24 protein-coding genes and 1 tRNA gene are annotated in these 20,967 nt (G+C 44.8%); 11 read left to right on the top strand and 14 right to left on the bottom strand.

Annotated elements, in window-relative coordinates; genetic code table 11:
* Window positions 1–255 precede the first annotated feature (255 nt).
* Genes nrdR through rpiB form a run of 3 tightly spaced genes read right to left on the bottom strand, consistent with a single transcriptional unit; the run spans window position 256 to window position 2,477 of the window.
* On the bottom strand, window positions 256–738 hold the full coding sequence (gene nrdR / locus O3C58_00795) for a transcriptional regulator NrdR (protein ID MDA0690399.1): 483 nt from the start codon (window positions 736–738) through the stop codon (window positions 256–258).
* A 6-nt stretch (window positions 739–744) separates the two neighbouring features.
* Window positions 745–1,995: a serine hydroxymethyltransferase gene (locus tag O3C58_00790; GenBank protein ID MDA0690398.1), complete on the bottom strand. Its 1,251-nt coding sequence runs from the start codon at window positions 1,993–1,995 to the stop codon at window positions 745–747.
* A 29-nt stretch (window positions 1,996–2,024) separates the two neighbouring features.
* Window positions 2,025–2,477: a ribose 5-phosphate isomerase B gene (gene rpiB / locus O3C58_00785; GenBank protein ID MDA0690397.1), complete on the bottom strand. Its 453-nt coding sequence runs from the start codon at window positions 2,475–2,477 to the stop codon at window positions 2,025–2,027.
* A gap of 297 nt (window positions 2,478–2,774) precedes the next feature.
* On the opposite strand from rpiB, the gene O3C58_00780 reads away from it, so the two are divergent.
* Window positions 2,775–3,065 (top strand): hypothetical protein, encoded by a 291-nt coding sequence (locus tag O3C58_00780; protein ID MDA0690396.1) that lies wholly within the window; start codon window positions 2,775–2,777, stop codon window positions 3,063–3,065.
* Window positions 3,066–3,348: 283 nt separating this feature from the next.
* Window positions 3,349–3,801: a CPBP family intramembrane metalloprotease gene (locus tag O3C58_00775; protein ID MDA0690395.1), complete on the top strand. Its 453-nt coding sequence runs from the start codon at window positions 3,349–3,351 to the stop codon at window positions 3,799–3,801.
* A 77-nt stretch (window positions 3,802–3,878) separates the two neighbouring features.
* On the opposite strand, the gene tatC is transcribed toward O3C58_00775, so the two are convergent.
* Window positions 3,879–4,748, bottom strand: coding sequence for a twin-arginine translocase subunit TatC (tatC, locus tag O3C58_00770; protein MDA0690394.1), 870 nt, complete (start codon window positions 4,746–4,748; stop codon window positions 3,879–3,881).
* A 484-nt stretch (window positions 4,749–5,232) separates the two neighbouring features.
* On the opposite strand from tatC, the gene O3C58_00765 reads away from it, so the two are divergent.
* The 4 genes from O3C58_00765 (at window position 5,233) to O3C58_00750 (ending at window position 6,160) form a co-directional block, all read left to right on the top strand.
* Window positions 5,233–5,418 carry a hypothetical protein gene (locus O3C58_00765; protein ID MDA0690393.1) on the top strand — a complete coding sequence of 62 codons (186 nt, stop codon included), beginning with the start codon at window positions 5,233–5,235 and terminating at the stop codon, window positions 5,416–5,418.
* A 27-nt stretch (window positions 5,419–5,445) separates the two neighbouring features.
* Window positions 5,446–5,518 (top strand) — tRNA-Gly (locus O3C58_00760).
* A gap of 65 nt (window positions 5,519–5,583) precedes the next feature.
* The gene (locus O3C58_00755; GenBank protein MDA0690392.1) at window positions 5,584–5,865 is read left to right on the top strand and encodes a DUF507 family protein; all 282 of its coding nucleotides are present in this window, start codon (window positions 5,584–5,586) and stop codon (window positions 5,863–5,865) included.
* Window positions 5,866–5,881: 16 nt separating this feature from the next.
* Window positions 5,882–6,160: a DUF507 family protein gene (locus tag O3C58_00750; protein ID MDA0690391.1), complete on the top strand. Its 279-nt coding sequence runs from the start codon at window positions 5,882–5,884 to the stop codon at window positions 6,158–6,160.
* 35 nt (window positions 6,161–6,195) lie between these two features.
* On the opposite strand, the gene O3C58_00745 is transcribed toward O3C58_00750, so the two are convergent.
* The 3 genes from O3C58_00745 to O3C58_00735 all read right to left on the bottom strand — a co-directional run bounded on the left by O3C58_00745 (window position 6,196) and on the right by O3C58_00735 (window position 8,454).
* Window positions 6,196–6,396: a hypothetical protein gene (locus O3C58_00745; GenBank protein MDA0690390.1), complete on the bottom strand. Its 201-nt coding sequence runs from the start codon at window positions 6,394–6,396 to the stop codon at window positions 6,196–6,198.
* Between the two features lie 270 nt (window positions 6,397–6,666).
* Complete coding sequence (locus O3C58_00740) at window positions 6,667–7,740, bottom strand: M48 family metalloprotease (protein ID MDA0690389.1); 1,074 nt, start codon at window positions 7,738–7,740, stop codon at window positions 6,667–6,669.
* A gap of 24 nt (window positions 7,741–7,764) precedes the next feature.
* Window positions 7,765–8,454, bottom strand: coding sequence for a tetratricopeptide repeat protein (locus O3C58_00735; GenBank protein ID MDA0690388.1), 690 nt, complete (start codon window positions 8,452–8,454; stop codon window positions 7,765–7,767).
* A gap of 235 nt (window positions 8,455–8,689) precedes the next feature.
* On the opposite strand from O3C58_00735, the gene O3C58_00730 reads away from it, so the two are divergent.
* Window positions 8,690–9,712: an NAD(P)-dependent glycerol-3-phosphate dehydrogenase gene (locus O3C58_00730; GenBank protein ID MDA0690387.1), complete on the top strand. Its 1,023-nt coding sequence runs from the start codon at window positions 8,690–8,692 to the stop codon at window positions 9,710–9,712.
* Complete coding sequence (gene larB, locus O3C58_00725) at window positions 9,709–10,479, top strand: nickel pincer cofactor biosynthesis protein LarB (protein ID MDA0690386.1); 771 nt, start codon at window positions 9,709–9,711, stop codon at window positions 10,477–10,479. Before O3C58_00730 ends, larB begins: the two co-directional genes overlap by 4 nt.
* Here larB and O3C58_00720 read toward each other — a convergent pair.
* Entirely contained in the window at window positions 10,445–11,446 is a 1,002-nt protein-coding gene (locus O3C58_00720) for an NAD-dependent epimerase/dehydratase family protein (GenBank protein MDA0690385.1), read from the bottom strand. The genes larB and O3C58_00720 overlap by 35 nt on opposite strands.
* 117 nt (window positions 11,447–11,563) lie before the next feature.
* Here O3C58_00720 and O3C58_00715 point away from each other — a divergent pair, with 117 nt between their 5' ends.
* Window positions 11,564–12,844, top strand: coding sequence for a Glu/Leu/Phe/Val dehydrogenase (locus O3C58_00715; protein ID MDA0690384.1), 1,281 nt, complete (start codon window positions 11,564–11,566; stop codon window positions 12,842–12,844).
* 113 nt (window positions 12,845–12,957) lie between these two features.
* On the opposite strand, the gene tsaD is transcribed toward O3C58_00715, so the two are convergent.
* From tsaD to O3C58_00685, 6 genes are all read right to left on the bottom strand, one after another.
* Window positions 12,958–13,968, bottom strand: coding sequence for a tRNA (adenosine(37)-N6)-threonylcarbamoyltransferase complex transferase subunit TsaD (gene tsaD, locus O3C58_00710; GenBank protein ID MDA0690383.1), 1,011 nt, complete (start codon window positions 13,966–13,968; stop codon window positions 12,958–12,960).
* A 100-nt stretch (window positions 13,969–14,068) separates the two neighbouring features.
* Complete coding sequence (locus O3C58_00705) at window positions 14,069–15,556, bottom strand: S41 family peptidase (protein ID MDA0690382.1); 1,488 nt, start codon at window positions 15,554–15,556, stop codon at window positions 14,069–14,071.
* Between the two features lie 148 nt (window positions 15,557–15,704).
* Complete coding sequence (locus tag O3C58_00700) at window positions 15,705–16,835, bottom strand: peptidoglycan DD-metalloendopeptidase family protein (GenBank protein MDA0690381.1); 1,131 nt, start codon at window positions 16,833–16,835, stop codon at window positions 15,705–15,707.
* Between the two features lie 53 nt (window positions 16,836–16,888).
* On the bottom strand, window positions 16,889–17,809 hold the full coding sequence (locus tag O3C58_00695) for a permease-like cell division protein FtsX (protein MDA0690380.1): 921 nt from the start codon (window positions 17,807–17,809) through the stop codon (window positions 16,889–16,891).
* The gene (gene ftsE, locus O3C58_00690) at window positions 17,806–18,462 is read right to left on the bottom strand and encodes a cell division ATP-binding protein FtsE (GenBank protein ID MDA0690379.1); all 657 of its coding nucleotides are present in this window, start codon (window positions 18,460–18,462) and stop codon (window positions 17,806–17,808) included. The genes O3C58_00695 and ftsE overlap by 4 nt, the downstream gene beginning before the upstream one ends.
* Window positions 18,463–18,569: 107 nt before the next feature.
* Entirely contained in the window at window positions 18,570–19,184 is a 615-nt protein-coding gene (locus tag O3C58_00685) for a hypothetical protein (protein ID MDA0690378.1), read from the bottom strand.
* Between the two features lie 254 nt (window positions 19,185–19,438).
* On the opposite strand from O3C58_00685, the gene O3C58_00680 reads away from it, so the two are divergent.
* Window positions 19,439–20,161, top strand: a complete 723-nt coding sequence (locus O3C58_00680) for an HmuY family protein (GenBank protein ID MDA0690377.1) — start codon at window positions 19,439–19,441, stop codon at window positions 20,159–20,161.
* Window positions 20,162–20,902, top strand: coding sequence for an SUMF1/EgtB/PvdO family nonheme iron enzyme (locus O3C58_00675; GenBank protein MDA0690376.1), 741 nt, complete (start codon window positions 20,162–20,164; stop codon window positions 20,900–20,902).
* Window positions 20,903–20,967: the final 65 nt, after the last annotated feature.

The following is a 20,967-nucleotide window of genomic DNA, read 5'->3' as shown; positions in this document are numbered from 1 at the left end:
TAACATTTTGTACTGAGGGATTCAACGGGGGAGATTAGTTAAAAAAAGGAGATACTCGGAGAAAAATCAATCAACCTTACATTAGCCCTTCGACAATCTCCTTGGACTGGGCCAGGGAATACCCATATTTCTGACGGACCATGGAAATCGCGTCCAATTTCTTTCCTCTTTCGGCAAGATCCAGAATTTGGCTATCCAGATCTTTTCCTTCCACCGTCAGGGTAGGGAGGAGAGGTTTTGATTTTCCAGAGGTTACTAAACGCGATCGGGTTCTTTGGGGCTTTGCTTATCTTTCAGGACTTCCTTCAATTCAACCATGAATTCGTTTACGTCCTTGAACGAGCGATACACGGAGGCGAACCGGACGTAGGCCACATCGTCCAGTTTGTACAGTTCCTTGACGACTTTCTCGCCAATGTCGACGGCGGAAATTTCCTTTTCGCCTAAATCCTGAAAATGCTGTTCGACGCGGTCTACCAGGGCTTCAACTTTCTCGATACTGACTGGCCGCTTCTGGCAGGCTTTTTTCACTCCGTCGAGAATCTTTTCCCGGTTGAACTCTTCCCGCCGGCCATCTTTTTTAACGACAAATGGTAAAGATCTTTCCAAACGTTCGTAAGTGGTAAACCGGTCACTGCAACTGAGGCATTCTCTGCGGCGGCGGATGATATTCCCCTCCTTGTTCATACGGGAGTCGATCACCTTATTTTCCATATTGGAACAAGCAGGGCATTTCATCGGCTATTAATATTTTCCCGTCAATTCATATTTCAAGGGAAACTGCTCGCACAGCTCACGAACCTTACACAAGGTTTTTGCATGGAACTCTTTATCCTCCACCCGCTCTAAAGTCTGGATGATCATATCACCGATCGCTGCCATTTCCTTTTCCTTCATGCCTCGAGTCGTCAAAGCCGGGGTGCCAATGCGAATGCCGGACGTGACAAAGGGACTGCGGGTTTCAAACGGAACGGTATTTTTATTCACCGTGATTCCAGCCAGTTCCAACGCCTCTTCGGCAGCTTTTCCGGTGATGTCCTGCGCACGCAGATCGACCAGCAACAAATGCGTGTCGGTTCCACCGCTGACCATTTTGAATCCGTTCTTGGACAAATGCTCGCCAAGGTATTTGGCATTGGCCACCACCTGTTTTTGATAGGTGACGAAATCCTCGCTCAACGCTTCTTTGAAGGCCACGGCCTTTGCAGCGATGACGTGCATGAGAGGTCCGCCCTGAATACCAGGAAAAATTTTCTTATCCACTTCCCTGGCAAATTTCTCATTGCACAGGATCATGCCGCCACGCGGTCCGCGCAGGGTTTTGTGGGTCGTGGTGGTCACAAACTCCGAATAGGGAACAGGAGACGGGTAAAGCCCCGTGGCGACAAGTCCAGCCGGATGGGCAATGTCGGTCATGATCTTGGCGCCGATCTCATCAGCAATTTCGCGAAATTTGACAGCATCAATCACTCTTGGATAAGCGCTGGCGCCGACGATAATTAGTTTCGGCTTGTGTTCACGCGCCAACGTTGCGACTTCTTCATAGTCGATCTGTTCCGTATCTTTGTTGACCCCATAGGGTACGACATTATAGGTATAGCCGGAAAAATTAACCGGGCAACCGTGGGTTAAATGGCCGCCGTGGGAAAGATTCATTCCCAGAATCGTGTCGCCGGGTTTCACGGCCACGTGATAAACGGCCATATTCGCCTGCGACCCGGAATGCGGCTGAACATTAGCATGCTCGGCGCCGAACAGTTTTTTGGCCCGTTCAATGGCCAGGGTCTCGGCAACATCAACAAACTCGCAGCCTCCGTAATACCGCTTTCCCGGATAGCCTTCGGCATATTTATTGGTCATGACCGACCCCTGGGCTGCCATAACCTGGGGGCTGACAAAATTTTCAGAGGCAATCATTTCCAGAGTATTATTCTCCCGATCGGCCTCATTTTTTATGGCGTTGGCAATATCTGGGTCAAAATCCGCAAGCGACAATTTAATGTTCTCCTTGATTGATTAACTTATTAATTTATTAACGTCCGGTCAATTTCTTCAATTTTATCGAGGCGTTGCTGATGGCGGCCACCCTCGAATGGAGTTTCCAGCCAGGTCTTAACGATCTCTTCGGCCAGGCCCATCCCAATGACGCGCCCTCCCATAATGAGGATATTGGAATCGTTGTGCTCGCGGCACATCTTGGCGGTATATAAATCCGCGCACAGCGTCCCGCGGATCCCAGGAAATCGGTTCACAACGATCGACATGCCCACGCCGGTACCGCAGATCACGATTCCACGGTCGACTTTTTTATCTATTATTGCCTTTGCAACCTGAATTCCGTAATCGGGATAGTCCACGCGGTCGGAGTTGACCGGCCCATAGTCCTCAAACGCCACCCCTTTAGCGCGCAAATAGGCAACAACGTTTTGTTTAAGTTCAAATCCCGCATGGTCAGATGCAATGGCAAGTTTATTCATTTTCTCATTCGTTGAAAAAAATTGTTGCGTCAATTTCCCATAAAGCATCCAATAAAGTTTTAAATGGCTTTGAAAGGATTATGGTATTAAAATTAGAGCAATTAAATGAAGTCTCTAGGAGCATTGTAGTGCTTTTCGGGATAGTAAATAAAGAGCAATATTTTGTCAACTCCATAACCTTATGGTTAACAAGTTTTTAAAGGATTAAACAGTGGGCTCACTTCCGTTAAATATTGCTAATAGCATAGTATCGCAATACAATATGCCAAATATTAATAGGCTCTCGAAATTAAACAAATGTGGAAAAACGTCTTTATAGAATCTTGCATCCTTTCCGCTTTAATTTTTGGCGGCTTTTACTTTAATGCCGCCCATTTAAAAAACGAAATCTCGGGAAATCAGGATAATTTTAGCAACAAATCGAAGGACAAATTACTCTGGACGCACATCAGTGGCTTTGAGACACGAGTCGCCAACCCAGAGGAAAAAAATAGAAATCAGGCTCATTTCAGCGGAAACACCACCCAGGTCAACCCTGTCGCTCCCATTTCGGGCGTAGACCAACCTCCCCTCCCCAGCACAAAATAAACTGCCATCCTTTTACCAGGATCTTCACCCCTTGGGACTCCCATTAAAAATAAAAAAGGTTGAATCGCAAGAAATCTGGGATTTCAAGTTCACAGTAACGATGGTTTTATTTTATTTCTTCGTTTTATATCCAGGGATTCAATTATTCTTTCGAGGCCACCCCTGGATGCCTCAATATGTTTATTTGTTATTTTTTACGGTCATTCTCTTATATGTTCTGGGCATCAAAAAAAACCCCTTAAACCAATCGGGGTTTTCCATACAACATATTGGGAATCATTTAATGATTGGAGTGATTTCCGGAGGATTGATTGTCGTCGCCCTGCCTCTTTTAGACGGTCTCATTTTGGTTTCGGGGCTGGACAAGCACGAACTGTTCAGTGTAAATCAGCGCGGGGCGCAGGGAGGGGAAAATCTTCACCCTTTGTATATACTGGGGCAAATTTTACTTGTTCCCCTGCTGAAACAATTCTTTTTTACCGGCGGGGTGTTTCAGAGCTTGAGCAGGAAATATAATTCCATCCTGGCCGTCTATGGAGCCGCAGCCATTTTCACCCTGGCCCATTTTAAATTGAACTTGGGACTTTTTATCCTGGGTCTCATCACCGCTTTTTTGTTCCAATTAACGGGAACGTTGTATGCATCCATCCTGTTTCATGCAAGCTGTTCCCTGGCGGGCTTGTTGCTCCTGCATGTTTATCCCCGTTTGACGACCCTCCTGGTGTTTCTTTTTTAACGATATTTAAACACCCAAAAAATCTATCAGAATTACATACAGGCAATTAAAGGGCCTTCGATTAGAAGGAATATAATTTATTCCTTTTTAACTTTGCGGACCACCACCCTGCGAACAACTTTTTTCTTGGTTTTCTTTTGTTCCTCATACTGCTGTTTTGCTTGGCTGGCGGCCTGTTTGGCAGCCATTTGATCTGCCATCTGTTGCCTTACTTTTTCCCTATTTTTGGGGTCTTCAAAGAAATAGGAAACCACAACTCCAAACTCGTACAATCCGTACAAAGGAAGTGCAAGCAGAATCTGGGTGATAATATCCGGGGGAGTGAGAACGGCCGCGACCACAAAGGTACCCATAAAAGCCCACTTTCGATACAACCGCATTTTCACCGTATTGGCCACGCCAAACTTGGTCATCAACACCATCAACAGCGGGGTCTGAAAAGCAAATGCAAACGCCAGGATCAGTTTGACCACGAAGGAAAAATAAAATCCGATGGTGACCTGCATCGTCCACCAATTACTGCCATAGGTCAGCAAAAACTTTAGTCCCAACGGCAACACTAGAAAATAGCAAAATAGACCGCCCATCATAAAGAAAAACGTGCCAAAGCCAACAAACATGGCGGTGACTTTTTTCTCCTTCACTTTCAGGCCGGGGGCTATGAATCCCCACGTGTGGTACAAAATTACTGGCATTGAAATGAATAGAGAGCCCATGAAAGAAACTTTCATGGCTGTAAAGAACGGTTCTGTGGGAGTGATAAAAGTGAGGTCCGCGTACTGGCTGGGAAGTGGGTCCTCCAGCCATATGAGCAAAAAATCGATGAAATAAAAGCAGAGCCCAAAGAAAAAAGCAACAACAAGGGCCACGACAATGAATCGATCCTTCAACTCAATCAAGTGATGGCTGATGGGTATTTTTTCAGTAAAATTGACAGGTCTGACCACGTTATTTCCTATTAAAAAAAGGGAGATCTCCCACCAGGCATAATTCGTTGCACTTTGATAATGTGTGGATGTTATTGAAAAAGATAATACTTAATAACATCTGGAAATACAATAATCATTATACTTTTTTAAATGGACTTTCAACCCCATTCCATAAGCTCATCTATGATTTCGCACCAGGATGAAGCCAACTTCCTGAAAATATACTCGCACTTCCGTAAATTTCTAAAATTAATTGAGCACTCTTAGAATCTCTTACGGATATTTAAAGAGAATAGTTTGTTTCATAAAATTTATACCCACAGCATCAAGGTTATCAATTTCTGGACCACCCCTTAAGGAGATAATATTATATTAATTGATAACTCCCAGAAAATATTGGATAATGGCAAACAAATTGACTAGACGGTTATAGCCCTATTTTCTGCTGATTTTTAAATGAATTCAGGGGGGCTAAACCCCGATGTGACTCTACGAGGTGGAAATGGGTTTAGAATCACATAGAATTTCCGGAGTAAAAGTATTGAATATCATAGAAGAAAACGCTGAGGCCATTGAAAAAATGGTTAACAAAGCGATAGCTGATATTCACCATCAAAAAATAAAAATATTGGATATTCAGACAACCGGAGACAATTTGATTATAATTTTAGGAGGGCAGGAAGTTTAAATAAAATTAAATTTGCCTTCATTACCTGCGGGAGTAGCTCAGTTGGTAGAGTGTCAGCTTCCCAAGCTGAATGTCGCGGGTTCGAATCCCGTCTCCCGCTTTAGCTTAATCGGGAAAATGGCCGAGCCAAGAAGTTCAAAAAAACCTTGAAATTCAAACAAAATAATGAGAATACCCAAAGAGCTGGTCGAAAAAATATCCAAATCAATCGTTCAATCTTTGACAAGCAAGGAGTTAATCATTTGGGAAGAACGCCCTGAAAAGCTGGAAGCCATTGTCGCAGGCATCATCATTGATGATCTTATGGTCGAGGATCGGTTGAACGAGGAAGTGAAAATGCTTCTGGAATCCCGGACCGAAGAATATGAACGAGGTATGATGGATTTTGGCAGAGTGTTTCAAATGGTAAAATCCAAACTGGTTAGAGAGCGCGGTCTCATTTTATAAATGGAATTTAACTAAAATGAAAATCAGCAGAGATAAAATCAATCATATCAGCAGTCTCATTGCAAACGATTTTAAGAATCGGGAGGAAATCGACTACAAGGTGGATCTCAATGAGATTCGCCTGGAAATCACCCGAGTCATCACAGAAAAGTTGATGGTGGAAGACAAGGCCGATGAACTGGCCCGAAAAACCATCACCTCCTACAGTAAGAAACTGCGTGAGGGGAGCCCTGAATGGGAAATCATGTACCACAAACACTATGAAGAGGAACTTCATAAATTAGGGCTTTACTGAAAAGCTCTTAATAAGTCAGGTCATTTGATCCTTGATCACTCCTCCTCCTCACTTTCCCAAAGACTTCTCAATTTCATTTCCTGTTCCAATATGATAAGCTTTTTTTTGATGGACTCGATTTTTCTCAGTGCCGACGGGTCCGCAATATTATTATTGGATTGCAATAATTTCTCCGTCGCATAAAACAAACTCAACAACTCTTCGTCATCAATATGATCTAAGTTTTGATCGTTCATGGCCCCCAACCATCCGACTGATTATTGAAATTAAATTTCAACTCGTCTTTTAGAAATGCAGTTCATCCCCATTGATATTGCTGGAATCCAAAAGGTTATGAATCCAGCCTCTCTTTTTTCTTTTTTTTCCAGGAAATTTTAACCCATTCTCCGCTTCTTTTTACAGGACAAACCCGGGTTCCACGGCCCAGCCTATTACAAACCTCCCCACCCGCCTTCAAATAAACGGTGTAGGTTTTTGCTAAAGTTACAACTTTCTCCATAAGAAAATCAAGGAGTATTATTCTGTAATTTTAAAATTTTATTGCCAGGATCGATTCCATCACGGATTAATTTTAACAACTCTCCGGCAACGGGTTGAGAATTTTCTTTTCTTCCGTTGAGAACAGAAATATCCAGATCCAGCTTATTATCGCCCAGTTCCTTTGTGGCAATACTCTGAAACGTATCCCCTGGCTGCACTTCGTAAACATCAATATATTGCGGCTTGTAATTTATTTCTGTTTTTCCCTGGGATTTACCGCTATACGTTAATCCTTTGATCTTTGAAAGATAAACTTCACGATTGAGTGTCAGGTTTTTCTTATTTCTTTCTACAGATGTGGCCATCAAATCCGCTTTAATGACCCGGTCCTTTGTATCAGGATGCGAAGCCTGAAAACTGTGATAGGACTGACCGGTCATGATTTCCTGCCTTCGGAGATTTTTTAGAAAATTCACGATTCCCACTGGTTTGTACCCAGACTCTGTTGCTGTCAACATTCCCTGGGCGTCCGATTCAAGCTCGGCATCCCTTCCATAACCAAGGTTGATCTGTTGAAACATAGCCGTACTCACCGCCAACCATTGCCCCGCATTTTCTGGGCTGGCAATGGCGCCACCGATACTTAAAATCTGAGCGCCAATGGAACGGACCATCATTTTAGCGCCGTGATGTAAGGTCACATGAGCAATTTCATGCCCCAACACCCCCGCCAACTCAGCCTCACTGTTTAGCATCGCCAAGAGGCCCCGGGTCACATAGATATACCCCCCTGGCAGGGCAAAGGCGTTTATCTCGGAGCTGTCCACCAACTTGAAGAAATAACGGCGAAATACTTTATCGGAAAGGTTGGAAACCAGTTTTTGCCCCACTTTATTGACATAAAGTTGAAGCTCTTTGTCCTGATAAATTCCATATTGCTGGACAACCTGTTTATCGGCGCCCTTTCCCATGGAAAGTTCGGTTTCTTTGGAAATAAAAGGCACGGTAAATGCGGAGGGCGGAATAAGAAGAATGATTCCCAACAAAAAGGGAATCAAAACAACAAGCGGGAGAAACTTTTTATGCTCTTTTAAAGACATAACCACTAAAAGAAAAATTTATACTCATGTCTGCCCCGACAAGCTGGCGATTCGGCGTTCTACGGATCCCAACTGTGGGTGCCCCTGAAATTTAGTTTCAATTTCTCGCAGGATTAAGAGAGCATTCTTTTTATCTTTGTTCAATTCGTAACATCTAGCCAGACTTATATAAACATCGAATAATGGAAATCCGTCCGGTTTATTCACAAGAGCTATGTAGGTTTCGATTGCCTTTGCATAGTCCTTTTTACCCTCATAAGAATAGGCCAGACCAACTTTTGCCAGTTGATTGGAAAGATCTTTTGACTCAGACCGCTGCTGAATATCGGTATAAAGAGCAATTGCCTTGTCAAACTGTTCCTTGCGGAAATACTCCTCTGCCACCAACAAACTGGCCCGCACTTGTTGAGGCCCCGCATTGAACTGTCCCAGTAACGTTTCCAATTCGCCTGTGTTGTCCGGAGAGTCCTTGCCAGGTTTCTGATCATGGAGTTTAACCATTTTAAAATACAAGGACTCCATCCTCAAGTTCTGCACCTGCTGGTTGTATCGATATCCTCCTAGAAGCGCAAAAATTACCACGACCACACCGGTGCCAATCAATAAATTATTCTTGTGTTGAGAAGCATATAACGAAACCTTCTGTGAAGCGGAAAGAAACTGGTCGGGTTCCTTAAGCAGTTCTTTTCTGGTAACCTTTACTCGCTTGGCCATAAAATTAGGAAAATTTCGGATATCATTTAATGAATAGTGATGCTAAAAAACGGATATATTTTTACTTTTAATAATTATTCAGATTGTTTTCGATTTAAGCACAAAGAAAATGGACATACAAGGGTCATTTTCACAACCATTTCCTTGCAAAAATAGTTTTATGGCGTAGGCAATCCTTTCGCTATAATATGTAGAAATATAATGATTTAAACCTTTCAATCCGCGAATTTTTTCCATGACATATGAATCTTTAGGGATTATTGGCGCCGGAAGCTGGGGAACCGCCCTGGCTCTTTTATTGGCAGAAAAGGGGTATTCCTTTCCCCTCTGGGTCTATGAGGAAGATCTTTGTGCAAGCATGATAAAGAAGCGGGAGAACACCCTTTTCCTGCCGGGGTTCCCTTTACACCAAAATATTCATCCCACGGCTTCCCTTAAAGAAGCCGTTGCGGATAAATCCATTCTTCTTTTAGTTGTGCCCACCCATGTGATGCGGCAAACCATAAAAAATATTAAGCCCTATTTAAAACCCGGGTGCCTCCTCATTAACGCCAGCAAGGGCATAGAAAATGAAACCCTTTGCACCATCCACCAGATACTGGAGCAGGAATTGGATGTCCCGCACACGTCAGCGGCCATTTCCGGCCCCACGTTCGCCAAGGAAATCGCCCAGGGACTGCCATCCGCACTGGTGGCCGCCGCCGATACTATGGAAACCGCAGAGCGCGTTCGTGAAATATTTTCTACACCTAAAATGAAAGTCTTCACCAGCACCGATCCTCTGGGGGTGGAAATTGGCGGGGCTTTAAAAAATGTCATCGCCATTGCTACCGGGATTTGTGACGGGATGCAATTGGGATACAACCCCAGAGCCGCCCTGATCACCCGGGGCCTGGTGGAAATCACGCGCATCGGCACCGCGCAGGGGGCTCGTCCGGAAACGTTTTCCGGGCTTTCCGGTATGGGGGACCTGGTACTAACCTGCACGGGGGACCTGAGCCGCAACCGCAACGTTGGCATCCAACTCGGGCAAGGGAAAAAATTAAGCGAAATCACCAAAAATATGAAAATGGTGGCCGAGGGAATTTTTACTGTCAAATCGGCATTTGCCTTAAAAAATAAATTCAAAATTCAGGCGGCGATCATTGAAGAAACGTATCGCGTGATTTACGAGGATAAATCACCACACAAAGCGCTGGAAGATTTGATGAGCGTGGAAATCGACACCGAATTTTCCGGGGTCAGGGGATTGGAATGAAAAAAGAGGAACTGAAAAAGATTCTGACCGATCTTTACCACCAAAAAATGACTCCGGCTCAAAGTCTGGAAATCCTGAAAACTCTTCCGTTTGAAAATCTGGAATTTGCCCGCATCGACCATCATCGTCACCTGAGAACCGGACAACCCGAAGTTATTTTCTGCCAGGGCAAAACCCCAAAACAGTTGGTGTCCATCATCCAGAAAATGAGCGAGGCCGGAAGCGATATCCTCGCCACCAAACTCGCACCGGAGGTTCTCAAAGTCATCAAGCGTCACCTGCCCAAAAAGGCCGAATACAACGAATTGTCCCAAACCCTGGTGATCCGAAAAAAGAAAAAGGTTCAGGGCAAAGGCTTGATCGTGGTCGTCACCGCCGGAACGTCCGACATACCAATCGCCGAGGAAGCCGTGGTCACAGCGGAATTATTTGGCAGCAAGGTGGAAACGGTTTTTGATGTCGGGGTCGCGGGCATTCACCGCTTACTGCATAATATAGACCACTTGCGCCGGGCCCGTGTGGTGGTGGCAGTCGCGGGGATGGATGGGGCATTGGCCAGCGTCTTGGGGGGATTGATGGAAAGTCCGGTCATTGCGGTACCCACCAGCGTCGGCTATGGTGCTTCTTTCAACGGAGTGGCGGCACTGCTCACCATGCTAAACAGCTGTGCTCAGGGCATCGCAACGGTCAATATCGATAACGGCTTTGGAGCGGGAAGCATGGCGCACAAAATTAATATGCTGGGGGAACCTGCCGAAGAGTCTTGATCATCTGCTCCATCCCCGTATCCGGACTGATCACCGGCGTATACCCAAAATCCCGTTTTGCTTTTGAGATATCGAAATAATGGGAAGTTGCCAATTGAGCCGCCACAAATCGCGTCATGAGAGGCTCGCGCTTGATCCGCAACAATCCATAAGTTCTTTCCAGAATGCCTCCCAGAATCCATGCGGTTTTATAGGAAACGGTCCTTTCTACGATAGGAAGTTCGAGGGCCATCAGCAGATGGTCGATCCAATCCCATAACACCACCGGCTCTCCATCGCTGACAAAATAACATTGGCCCGCCACTTTAGCCCCCGATTCTAAAGCATCGCAAACCTGCACATGCGCGGCGGCGGCATTCTCCACATGGATCATGTCCACCAGGTTGGTTCCGCTTCCCACTCGTACCAGATTTCCCTTTTTGGCCCGTTCCAGGATTCGGGGAACCAGATGCGGGTCCCCCGCTCCCCAGATCAGATGCGGGCGTAGAGAAACCGTCGCCAATCCATCCAATCCGTTAGCATCCATGACCATTCGCTCCGCCATGGCCTTGGTTTCGGGATAATGACAAAGATAGCTTTCTGGGTAAGGGACGCTCTCGTCCACGTTCTCCAGATCCGAATCGCCAAACACGACACTGGGAGAACTTGTAAATATCAATTTCTTAACTCCATGCTCCCGGCAACCCTCAATCACATTGTGCGTGCCCTCCACATTGATGCTGTGGTATTTCTTAAAATCCCCCCAAACACCGGGAATCGCCGCTGAATGAAACACCGCATCACAGCCCTTGAGCGCGTCAGCAACCCCCTGACTGTCGCGAATATCGCAGACGATGGATTCGATTCCTTCTCCCAGGTAAGAATATTTTCTCCGCCCCAGAACGGAAACCTGGTCCCCCCGGTTATTCAGCCTATTGGCAATGTGACTGCCCAGAAACCCGCCGCCACCTGTAACTAATACGCGCATGATGAAATCAAAATTGCAATTTAACAAAAGTTGGAATTTAATAAGGCCAAAAGCCTAACAGCATCCATTTTATTTCTCAAGAAGCAAGTCGCCGCCCACCCTACGGGAGAATCATTTATGAATTTAGTTCCAGAGCAGAGAACCAATCCAGAATATTTTACCCCGCTCTATCAAATGGCTTTGACCCAGTTCCACAAGGCGGTCGATCTGTTAAAGCTGCCGCCAGACGTGGCGGAATGGATGATAACACCGGACCGGTCCCTGATGGTCAGTCTTCCTATAAAAATGGATAACGGGACAGTCAAAACTTTTTATGGCTACAGAGTTCAGCACAATAGCGCCCTGGGGCCGGGAAAAGGCGGACTGCGCTACCATCCCAGCGTCAACCTGGGTGAAGTCACGGCTCTGGCCACCTGGATGACCTGGAAAGGGGGACTGATGAACATTCCACTCGGCGGTGCTAAAGGCGGGGTTAACTGCGATCCCAAGGAAATGTCGCAAAACGAGCTGGAAAGGTTGACACGCAGGTACACCACCGCGATTTTCCCGATCATCGGGCCGGAAAAAGACGTTCCCGCGCCGGATGTGGGGACCAATTCACAGACCATGGCCTGGATCATGGACACTTACAGCATGCAGACGGGATTCCATACCATGGGCGTGGTCACGGGAAAACCGGAAATCATGGGAGGTTCCCTGGGACGCAGGGAAGCTACTGGCCTGGGGGTGGCGCAATCCATCGCGCATGCGGCCAAAAAAATCAATTTGCCGCTGGAGGGGGCAACGGTGGTGGTGCAGGGATTCGGCAACGTTGGTTATTACTCAGCCAAATTTTTACAGGGGATGGGGGCGAAAATCATCGCGGTCAGCAATTCACTGGGCGGGATCTTCAACAAAAATGGAATTCCCATCGACCCCCTGCACCAACATTCGCTTGAGGACCGGCAATTGGACAACTTCCCGGATATGGAAAAAATCACCAACGCCAAATTGCTGACCACCAAATGCGACATTTTAGTATTGGCAGCTCTGGAAAATCAGGTGACAGAAAAAAACGCAAGGAAAATTAATTGCAAAATTTTCGCGGAAGGGGCAAATGGCCCCACAACCCTGGAAGCGGACAAAATTTTAGAAGAAAGTGGGATTTTCCTGATTCCAGATATATTGTGTAACTCCGGGGGCGTGGTGGTTTCCTATTTTGAATGGGTGCAAGGACTGCAGAGTTTTTTCTGGGAAATGGATGATGTTTACAAGCGCATGGAAAAGATCATGCGAAACGCCTTCGAGGAAACCTATACATTGCATCAACAGGAAAAAGTGGGAATGCGTACAGCCGCTCTGATGATCGGCATCAAACGAGTAGCGGAAGCTCAAATGATGCGCGGGCTGTATCCTTGAGATAAACCTCAAAGAAGAGATGAATTAAGCTTTCGCCAGATACATGGTTGGTGATGAGTTGACTTGTTACATCGTGTCTTTAAAGTGAGCACATTGGAGCTTACCTTTCCTTCCTATAACGGCAAAGTCGCGCGGGCATCGAGGTCCAGGGAGTTATCTTTTGGATGGTCGCCATTTGTGTAGCGATGATAGCCGGCGCAGGCGATCATGGCGGCGTTGTCGGTGCAATAGACGGGCTTTGGAAAATACGATTGCATGCCGTTTTCTTCGGCGGCGGTTTTGACTGCTTCTCGCAAGGCGCCGTTGGAGGCAACGCCGCCGGTCACCACCACCCGTTCAAGGTCATTCTGCTCGCAGGCCAGTAACATCTTTTTGACCAGGACATCAATCACCGCTTCTTGAAAACTGGCGGCCACGTCTGCATCTGATAGTTTGGGCCATTCACCTTTACTGCGTTTCTCGAGCAGGTTGCGGACGGCGGTTTTTAATCCACTGAAACTGAAATCCAACGACTCTTTCTCCAAAAACGCGCGCGGAAACTTGAAAGCCTTTGAATTTCCCGAACGGGCTGTTTTCTCAATGATCGGTCCACCGGGATAGGCAAGCCCCATCATCTTGGCGACTTTATCGAAACACTCGCCTGCCGCATCGTCCCGAGTTCTTCCCAGAAGCTTGTACTTGCCAAACCCATCCACGCGGTACAGGTCCGTGTGCCCGCCGGACACGCCGAGAGCCAGGAAAGGAAAGGCTACGTCTTCCTGCAGGAAAACAGCAAGCAGGTGGCCCTCCAGATGGTTAACGCCGATGAGAGGTTTTTGGGCCGCATAAGCGATCCCCTTGGCGGTATTGAGCCCTACCAGCAAGGCCCCCACCAGCCCCGGTCCCTTGGTGACGGCAATGAGGTCGATATCTTTCAGGGTAACGCCCGCTTCCTTCAGGGATTGATTGATGACACGATGAATGCGTTCAACATGACAGCGCCCCGCAATTTCCGGGACCACGCCTCCATATTGGTTGTGGATTTGGATTTGATCGGAAATGACGTTGGATAACAGCTCTTTACCACCTTTTAGTACAGCCGCCGCTGTTTCATCACAGGATGTTTCTATGCCCAGGACCAACATTGATAGTTTTCAAAAACCTCATAAAAAAATGAAACCTCCCTACCTCTCCACCGGGAGAGAGTAGGGAGGAATATCATCCATTAAAAAAAAAATTGCCTTATTAATTCATGCTGACCTGATTAGGAATCAGGGAGTTATCATTTGTGGGGTTGGATTTTAAGGTTTTTTTCATAATATCCCATCCTTCAAGAAGAGCCAGGGCTGTCTTGAGTTGCGGATCTTTTTTCAACTCTGCTTCCAACGAGGCGCTATCCTCTGCGTTCTCTTTTTCTTTTGCTTCTGCTTCTTCCTGTTCTATTTCCGTCGGAGTTCGCTCGTCCACTCCATCAAAACTTTTTTTGCCCTTGAGGTGTTTTTTTAAATCCTTTTCGCGAAGATAACGGCGGAGTTTATCTTTTTCAGGATTCTTCTCTTCTTCATCCGCTTCATCTTCTTTCAATTCAGATGGCAAAGGCATTTCCACGATAATATCAGGCACGATTCCATTTTCCTGAATGATCCGTCCACTGGGGGTGTAATACCGTGCCGTCGTCAACCGCAATGCGGAACCATCTGTTAAGGGTATGATGGTCTGAACGGACCCTTTCCCAAAAGTGGTGGTTCCTAAAATAATCGCACGCCCAAGGTCTTGCAGGGCTCCTGCCACAATTTCTGAAGCGCTGGCACTACCGCCATTAACCAGAACAATCATGGGGTAGCTCACCCGGTTCACTTTATCATGGGTGGTGAACCGCATATTCTGTTCGTTGGTCCGACCTTTGGTATAAACAATCAAATTCTCTTTTTTAAGAAACCGGTCAGAAACCTCCACCGCCTGATTGAGCAATCCACCTGGGTTGTTACGTACATCCAGGATCAATCTGGAAACGCCGATTCTCTCAAATTCAGCAAGAGCCGCATCGAGGTCCGCACTGGTGGACTTGGAAAAACTTCGGATTTTCACATAGCCAATATCATTGTGGTACACCTTCTTGACGACACTCCGTACCTTAATGATATCCCTGACAATCGTGTACTCTTTGGGCGCATCAAGAGATTCTCTGAAAATAGTGATGGTGATGGGTTCCCCGGTCTTTCCACGCAAACGGGATACTGCATCGGTGAGCGTCATGTCCAGAGTGGATTCATCTTCAATCTTGATGATTTTGTCACCCGCCTGAATTCCCGCTTTAAAAGCAGGAGTTTCCTCTATAGGAGAAATAACGGTCAATATTCCCTTTTTTAAGCTGATCTCAATGCCCAATCCTCCAAATTTTCCAGAGGTATCCACAAGCATTTCTTTATAAGAAGTTGGCGGCAGGTAAGATGAATGCGGGTCCAGTGATTTGACCATGCCACTGATCGCTCCATCAATCAGGTTCTCGGATTCGACCTCTTCAACATAGCTGGACTCGATCAGGGAAAGAATCTCGGAAAAGGCTTTCAACTTTTCATAATTTTTTGTGGAAGATTTTTCCTTTACTGTACCCATTTCTTCCGCTTTGGCAAACTCCCCGAACCCCAGAATGATTAATACAGCCAGCATGCCGATGGTCGCCACTGCCTTGGGAAATAAATGTGCTTTATTGGATTTGGTTTGCTGCTCCACGGAAGTCAAGTTGGTTTCTCCCAAAAAAATTTTAATATTATTAATATTTATTATAAAGAGTATTGATTCAAAATGAAAATTTTTGGTTTATCTAAACACAAAACCTTTAATACTCATTATGTTACTCATAGTTTCAAATGCTAAACACTTACTTTTGGGCTAGCCTGAACCAACGGGTGGGTTCGATCGGTTTGCCTTTGTGCCTCAGTTCAAAATAGAGGGTTTCCCCCACCAGGGAGCCAGTGTCTCCTGACCGGCCAATGATTTGACTGGGCTGGACGGTGCGGCCCTCTTTGGTGATTATTTCATCCAGATGACCATACAGAGAATGGTAATCTTTACCATGCCCTATGATCACAAGGTTGCCATAACCTTCCAGTTCATTGGCATACAACACATTTCCCGAAAAAATCGAGCGGACAGGGGTTCCTTTGGCCGCCTTGATGTCCACTCCATTATAAACGATATAGGAATCATATTGTTTATCCCTTTTCTTGCCAAATTTATTGAGAAACTGCCCATTAACCGGGAGGGCCAACCAGCCTTTTTTATCGCCAAAATCCAGTCCCTGGTCTTTTCCAAGCTTTTGTTCCAATTTAAAAATCAGGTTGTTTAAATTATTTGAAGCCTGCAGGAGTTCCTCTTTCAGTTTGGCGCTTAATTGTTTTTCTTTTTTAAGTTTATTCAAAAACGCTGACTTTTCGGTTTTTTCCTTTTTGATTTCATCGTTTTTTTTAAGGGTGTCCTGCTGCAGTTTATCAAGTTTGGCTCGCGCAACAAGTAACGCTTTTTTTCCATCTTCAAGTTGCTTTAACCGTTCATCGTACTTTTCAAATAATGAAGAGTCATAGGCCGTAACCAATTCCATATATTTTATACGCTGAATAAGGTCGTTAAAATTCTCAGCCGAAAAAAGCACTTTAATGGGAAACATGTTTCCCTCTTTAAAAATGGCCCGAAGCCTCTTCGCCAGAATCTGTTTTTGTTGAACCAATTGATTTTCAGCAACGGCAATATTTTCTGAAGATTCAGATATTTTCTGTTGGTTTATTGCCTTATTATACTGATGAATCTTCAGCTCCCTTTCTTTCATCTTCAAGCCGTTGTCAATTTTCTGCAGCGTCGTCAATACTGAGCTTTCCTTAGCCCCAGCAGATTCAATGGATTTGTTGTGTTTATCCAATTGGGCTTTTAATTTATCGAGTTCTGTTTTTTCCAGTGCTATCTGAACCTGAATGTCCTTAATCGTATCGGCGCTCCCGGGACCAGATAGAACCAAAACCACTAAAGCCAGACTAAAAGGGAGATACCAATTTTTTTTAAAAAGGAATCTCATTTTTTGTGGCCCAGACTTAAAAATTGGCGGATAGAAATTAAACTGCCCAGCCAGCCAATGAAAACTCCTGCTATTAAAAGGCTAAAAATCAAGGGTGCGGTTATAAATTGGAAACCCATACCGCGGGCAATAGACTCGAGTGAACCTTGAAACTGAATGCTAATATAAATATGCAGAAACTTTATTAAAGTAAGGCCCAAAATACTCCCTAATAGTCCCTGTAGCATCCCCTCTATCAGAAAAGGAATGACGATAAAATTGGGAGTGGCGCCAATCAAAAGCATCAACTCGATTTCATCTTGACGTGAATAAAACGATAACTTGATGGTATTGGATATAATAAAAATCAAACCCAGGGCCAATAGCGATCCAATGGCTAAAATGAAAATGCGAATGAAAACCATGAAATTTTCAAATGTTGCCAACCACTTTTCACCAAACTCAACCGATTCAACACCATCCTTCGTCTTAAAAGTTTCTGAAAATTGACGAATTTTCAAAAATCGGTCCTCTGCAGGCTTAAATTTTAGATTGTAGGAACTAGGTAAAGGATTGAATGTCAAGTCGTCAATGAAATTGGATTTTTTGGACGAAAAAGTATTTTTAAATTTTGCCCACGCGGCCTCCCTTGGAATAAAGGTCATGGACTCCACATCTGGATTAATGGAAATCACCTGCTCCAAAGCCTGGCGTTGCTCTGTAGTGACAGTATCTTCCAGATAGACGATCAATTGAACCTGTTGGTTCCAGGTGATCAAAAAGGAATTGAGGTTGACAAATATGACCAGAAATAGTCCCAGGATTGAAAAGGCAATCGTGATCGTTGTAATCGAAACCAGAAAAACCTGGCGATTGGATTTTATATTGGAAATGGTGGTTGAAACCGCGTTCAACACAAATTGTAAAATCCTTTTCAACGTTCAACCAACTCCCCTCGTTTGATCACGATCACACGATGATTTCTGGAACGGATCATTTCCTGATCATGGGTGGCAAAAACAACCGTGACTCCTTTTTTTACCGCATGTTCAAATAAATTTAATATTTCCAGAGAGATTTCCGGGTCTAAATTTCCCGTGGGTTCATCGGCAAGAATAATCTTTGGAGAATTAACCAATGCCCTGGCGATGGCCACCCGCTGTTGCTCCCCGCCGGACAATTGCGGAGGATAGGCGTCTTTCTTATGAGTCAATCCCACATTCTTTAATGCTTCCCAGGTTTTAAAACGAATCCGTTTTCTATCCGCGCCGATCACCTCCTGAGCAAAAGACACATTTTCAAAGACGCTTTTCCTTGCAAGGAGTTTGTAATCCTGAAAAACAAAACCAATCTCGCGTCTCAAGGTGTAAAGCTTTCGGTCAGGAATTTTCCCTATGTTCATTCCATGCACCAATACCTGCCCACGGTCGAATTTTTCCGTTCGAAAAAGTATTTTTAAAAGGGTGGTTTTACCCGCGCCACTAGGCCCAGTCAAAAATATAAACTCACCTTTTTTGACGGAAAAAGTAACGTCAATGAGAGCCGGGGTCACTCCCCCATAATTTTTTGTAACATTGAAAAGCTGGATCATTAATGCGAGGGTTCAGGAGATGATGTTTAGGAATCTAAAAATAACAGGGGTAGAAAAAGACCGGCTTCTGAAAATAGAGAAAATAATTTCTTATCTCAAACTCATGGCTACTTTGCAAAATCGGCGAATTCGTCTCCTATGATGAAGTCACTTTCTGTGGCTTCATCTGTTAAAAATTCCTCTGGAAACGTGGATATCATACCGGGGCCATAAAACTTCTTGATCTGAGCCGCTGAAAGCAATTCAAAATTAACGAAAGTCTTGACTATCAACCGGTAGTTTTCCAGTTCATAGGCAAAAACACCGGTGGGGCAGGTTAAATTCCCTTCGTTCTCCCCATAAGAGAGCAAGGCATCATTCATGAAGGAATCAAGAAATACCACACAATTGGCTTCCGTTTTTGTTCTCTGACTGAAACGGTCGATGCAATGAGACGTATAAAACACCTGAGGATGCGTGAACGACTGCGTTAACTTGCCTTTTTCAGTGGAAATTTTTCTTGCTGGAGAAACCAGGGTCACGAACCCCTGTTTTGTAAAATCAACAAGGCACAACACATCTTTGCCGAATTTCTTACTGACTTTTCGGGTTATTTCATCCATAAATTTTTGCCTTTTACGGATGGAAACCCTGGAATTTCGGCCAAACTTTTTTTGAAAAGCTACTTTTAAAAAGCTTTCTATTTGTACTTTTTTAAATTCAAATTCCCGGTCTTTATTCATTTTCCTCAGCGATCGTTCCAGGGACCCAAAAAATTGAAAATATTAGTTGTTCATTCTCAACACTATTCAATATATAATTTATCATACCTCTAGAGAAATTTGTTAAATTAATAAACGCGCTTGATTTCAATGAATTAGGCTAATGGATTTCCATAGAAATAAATTAATATAACCACTAATCTTAATAAATTAGCTGAATTGGGTCCGACTTTTCTTCAATGTGTTGTCAGCTGGATCTCTGCTTAAATGAAATAATGAATAAAACAGTAAAGGTATTTGGAATTCTCCTGATTGCGACGGTCCTGTTTCATACTATATTAAATATGATGCTGGATAATATTGAAGATTTTGAAACCGTTCCGCTGCCTCCAAAAAAACTAAAAGTAATTAAAAGCTCAAACCCCACGCTGACCATTGACGCAACTTCCAAGGAAAGGTGGGCTCTGGTAGATTTTTCTTCGGGGAAAACCCATTTTGTGTCCGATTTGGACGAGCAAAAGGAAGAACTGGGGCGGCTGGATTGGGACATGGGATTCCAACGGACCAAAATCGTCACCAACAGCGGCGTGACCAATCCAACCGGAAAGGTCGGAGCCGTCAACCTGGGTCCTGTAGATTTCGATAGTATTGTCGAGGTGCCTGAAACCGATTTCATACAAGACTCACGGTCTTTCGGTTCGCGTGTTAACAAGGCATTCAATGGGTGGTATAATTACCGAACGCGCACTCATAATATCGAATCAAATAAGCATGTATACATTCTAAAGACTTCGGATAATAGTTTCTTCAAAATGCGAATTCTAAATTATTATTGCTCCAAAGATGCCACGGACTGTAGAACAGTTATGTGTTCCAGGGATGAAGCCGCCTGCTTGACGGTCGAATACATTATGTCCGACGAAAGCACCAGGAAATTTGCTATCTCTCCCCCACGCGAAATCACCCAAAACCTTAAACAAAATTCTACAACTCCTTAATTGAAACTTACACCGCTGGCAATTTTGTTTCTCTTTTCTTTACTCTCCTGTCAACAGAACATTTCAGACGGAGTCTTGATTCCTTCCGGGGAATTTACGCTGGGATTTTCGTCCGAAAAAAATACTCCAAGGTTCATGTCCGAACGCACAGCAGGTAAAAATGCCCAACCTCAGCAAATATATTTCCTGGAATCCTTTTATATCGACCGCTATGAAGTGACTTATGAAGACTTCATGCGATTTAAACCCCTGGCCAAATACAAAACCTTAAAACCCAATGAGCCCATTCGCGGAATCAGTTGGTACGAAGCCGACGCATATTGTTTGTGGATTGGCAAACGACTGCCTACGGAATTTGAATGGGAAAAGGCGGCAAGGGGCGACAATGGCTTGTTATTCGTATGGGGGCAAGAGTTTCATGGCGACTGGGCCAATTTCGGAAAAACCGTAAGCTCAGTGGGGAGCTTTAAAAAAGACATCAGCCGTAACGGTGTTTACGATATGAATGGAAACGTTTCCGAATGGACGGCAAGCTGGTATCTCCCCTACCCCAACTCCACCCATCAGGACGAAAACTTCGGCGATAAATACAAGGTCACCCGCGGAGCGGGTATTCAAAAACGCGAACATGGGTTTATGCAGGAGTTTACGACCCTGACCTACAGAAACTTTGTTCCCCCTTCAGGGAGATTTTGGGACACGGGCTTCCGGTGCGCCCTTTCGTCGAGAAAAAATCACTAACAGGTTGCTGAAAAACTATTTTTGGGACCTTAAAATGTTAATTTCAAGTTTACTGTTAATTTAAG

It is taken from the genome of Nitrospinota bacterium (assembly GCA_027619975.1).
Classification (GTDB): Bacteria; Nitrospinota; Nitrospinia; order Nitrospinales; family VA-1; genus JADFGI01.
Note: the sequence above shows the minus strand (reverse complement) of the source record. Positions and strands in the feature narration are given on the sequence as shown.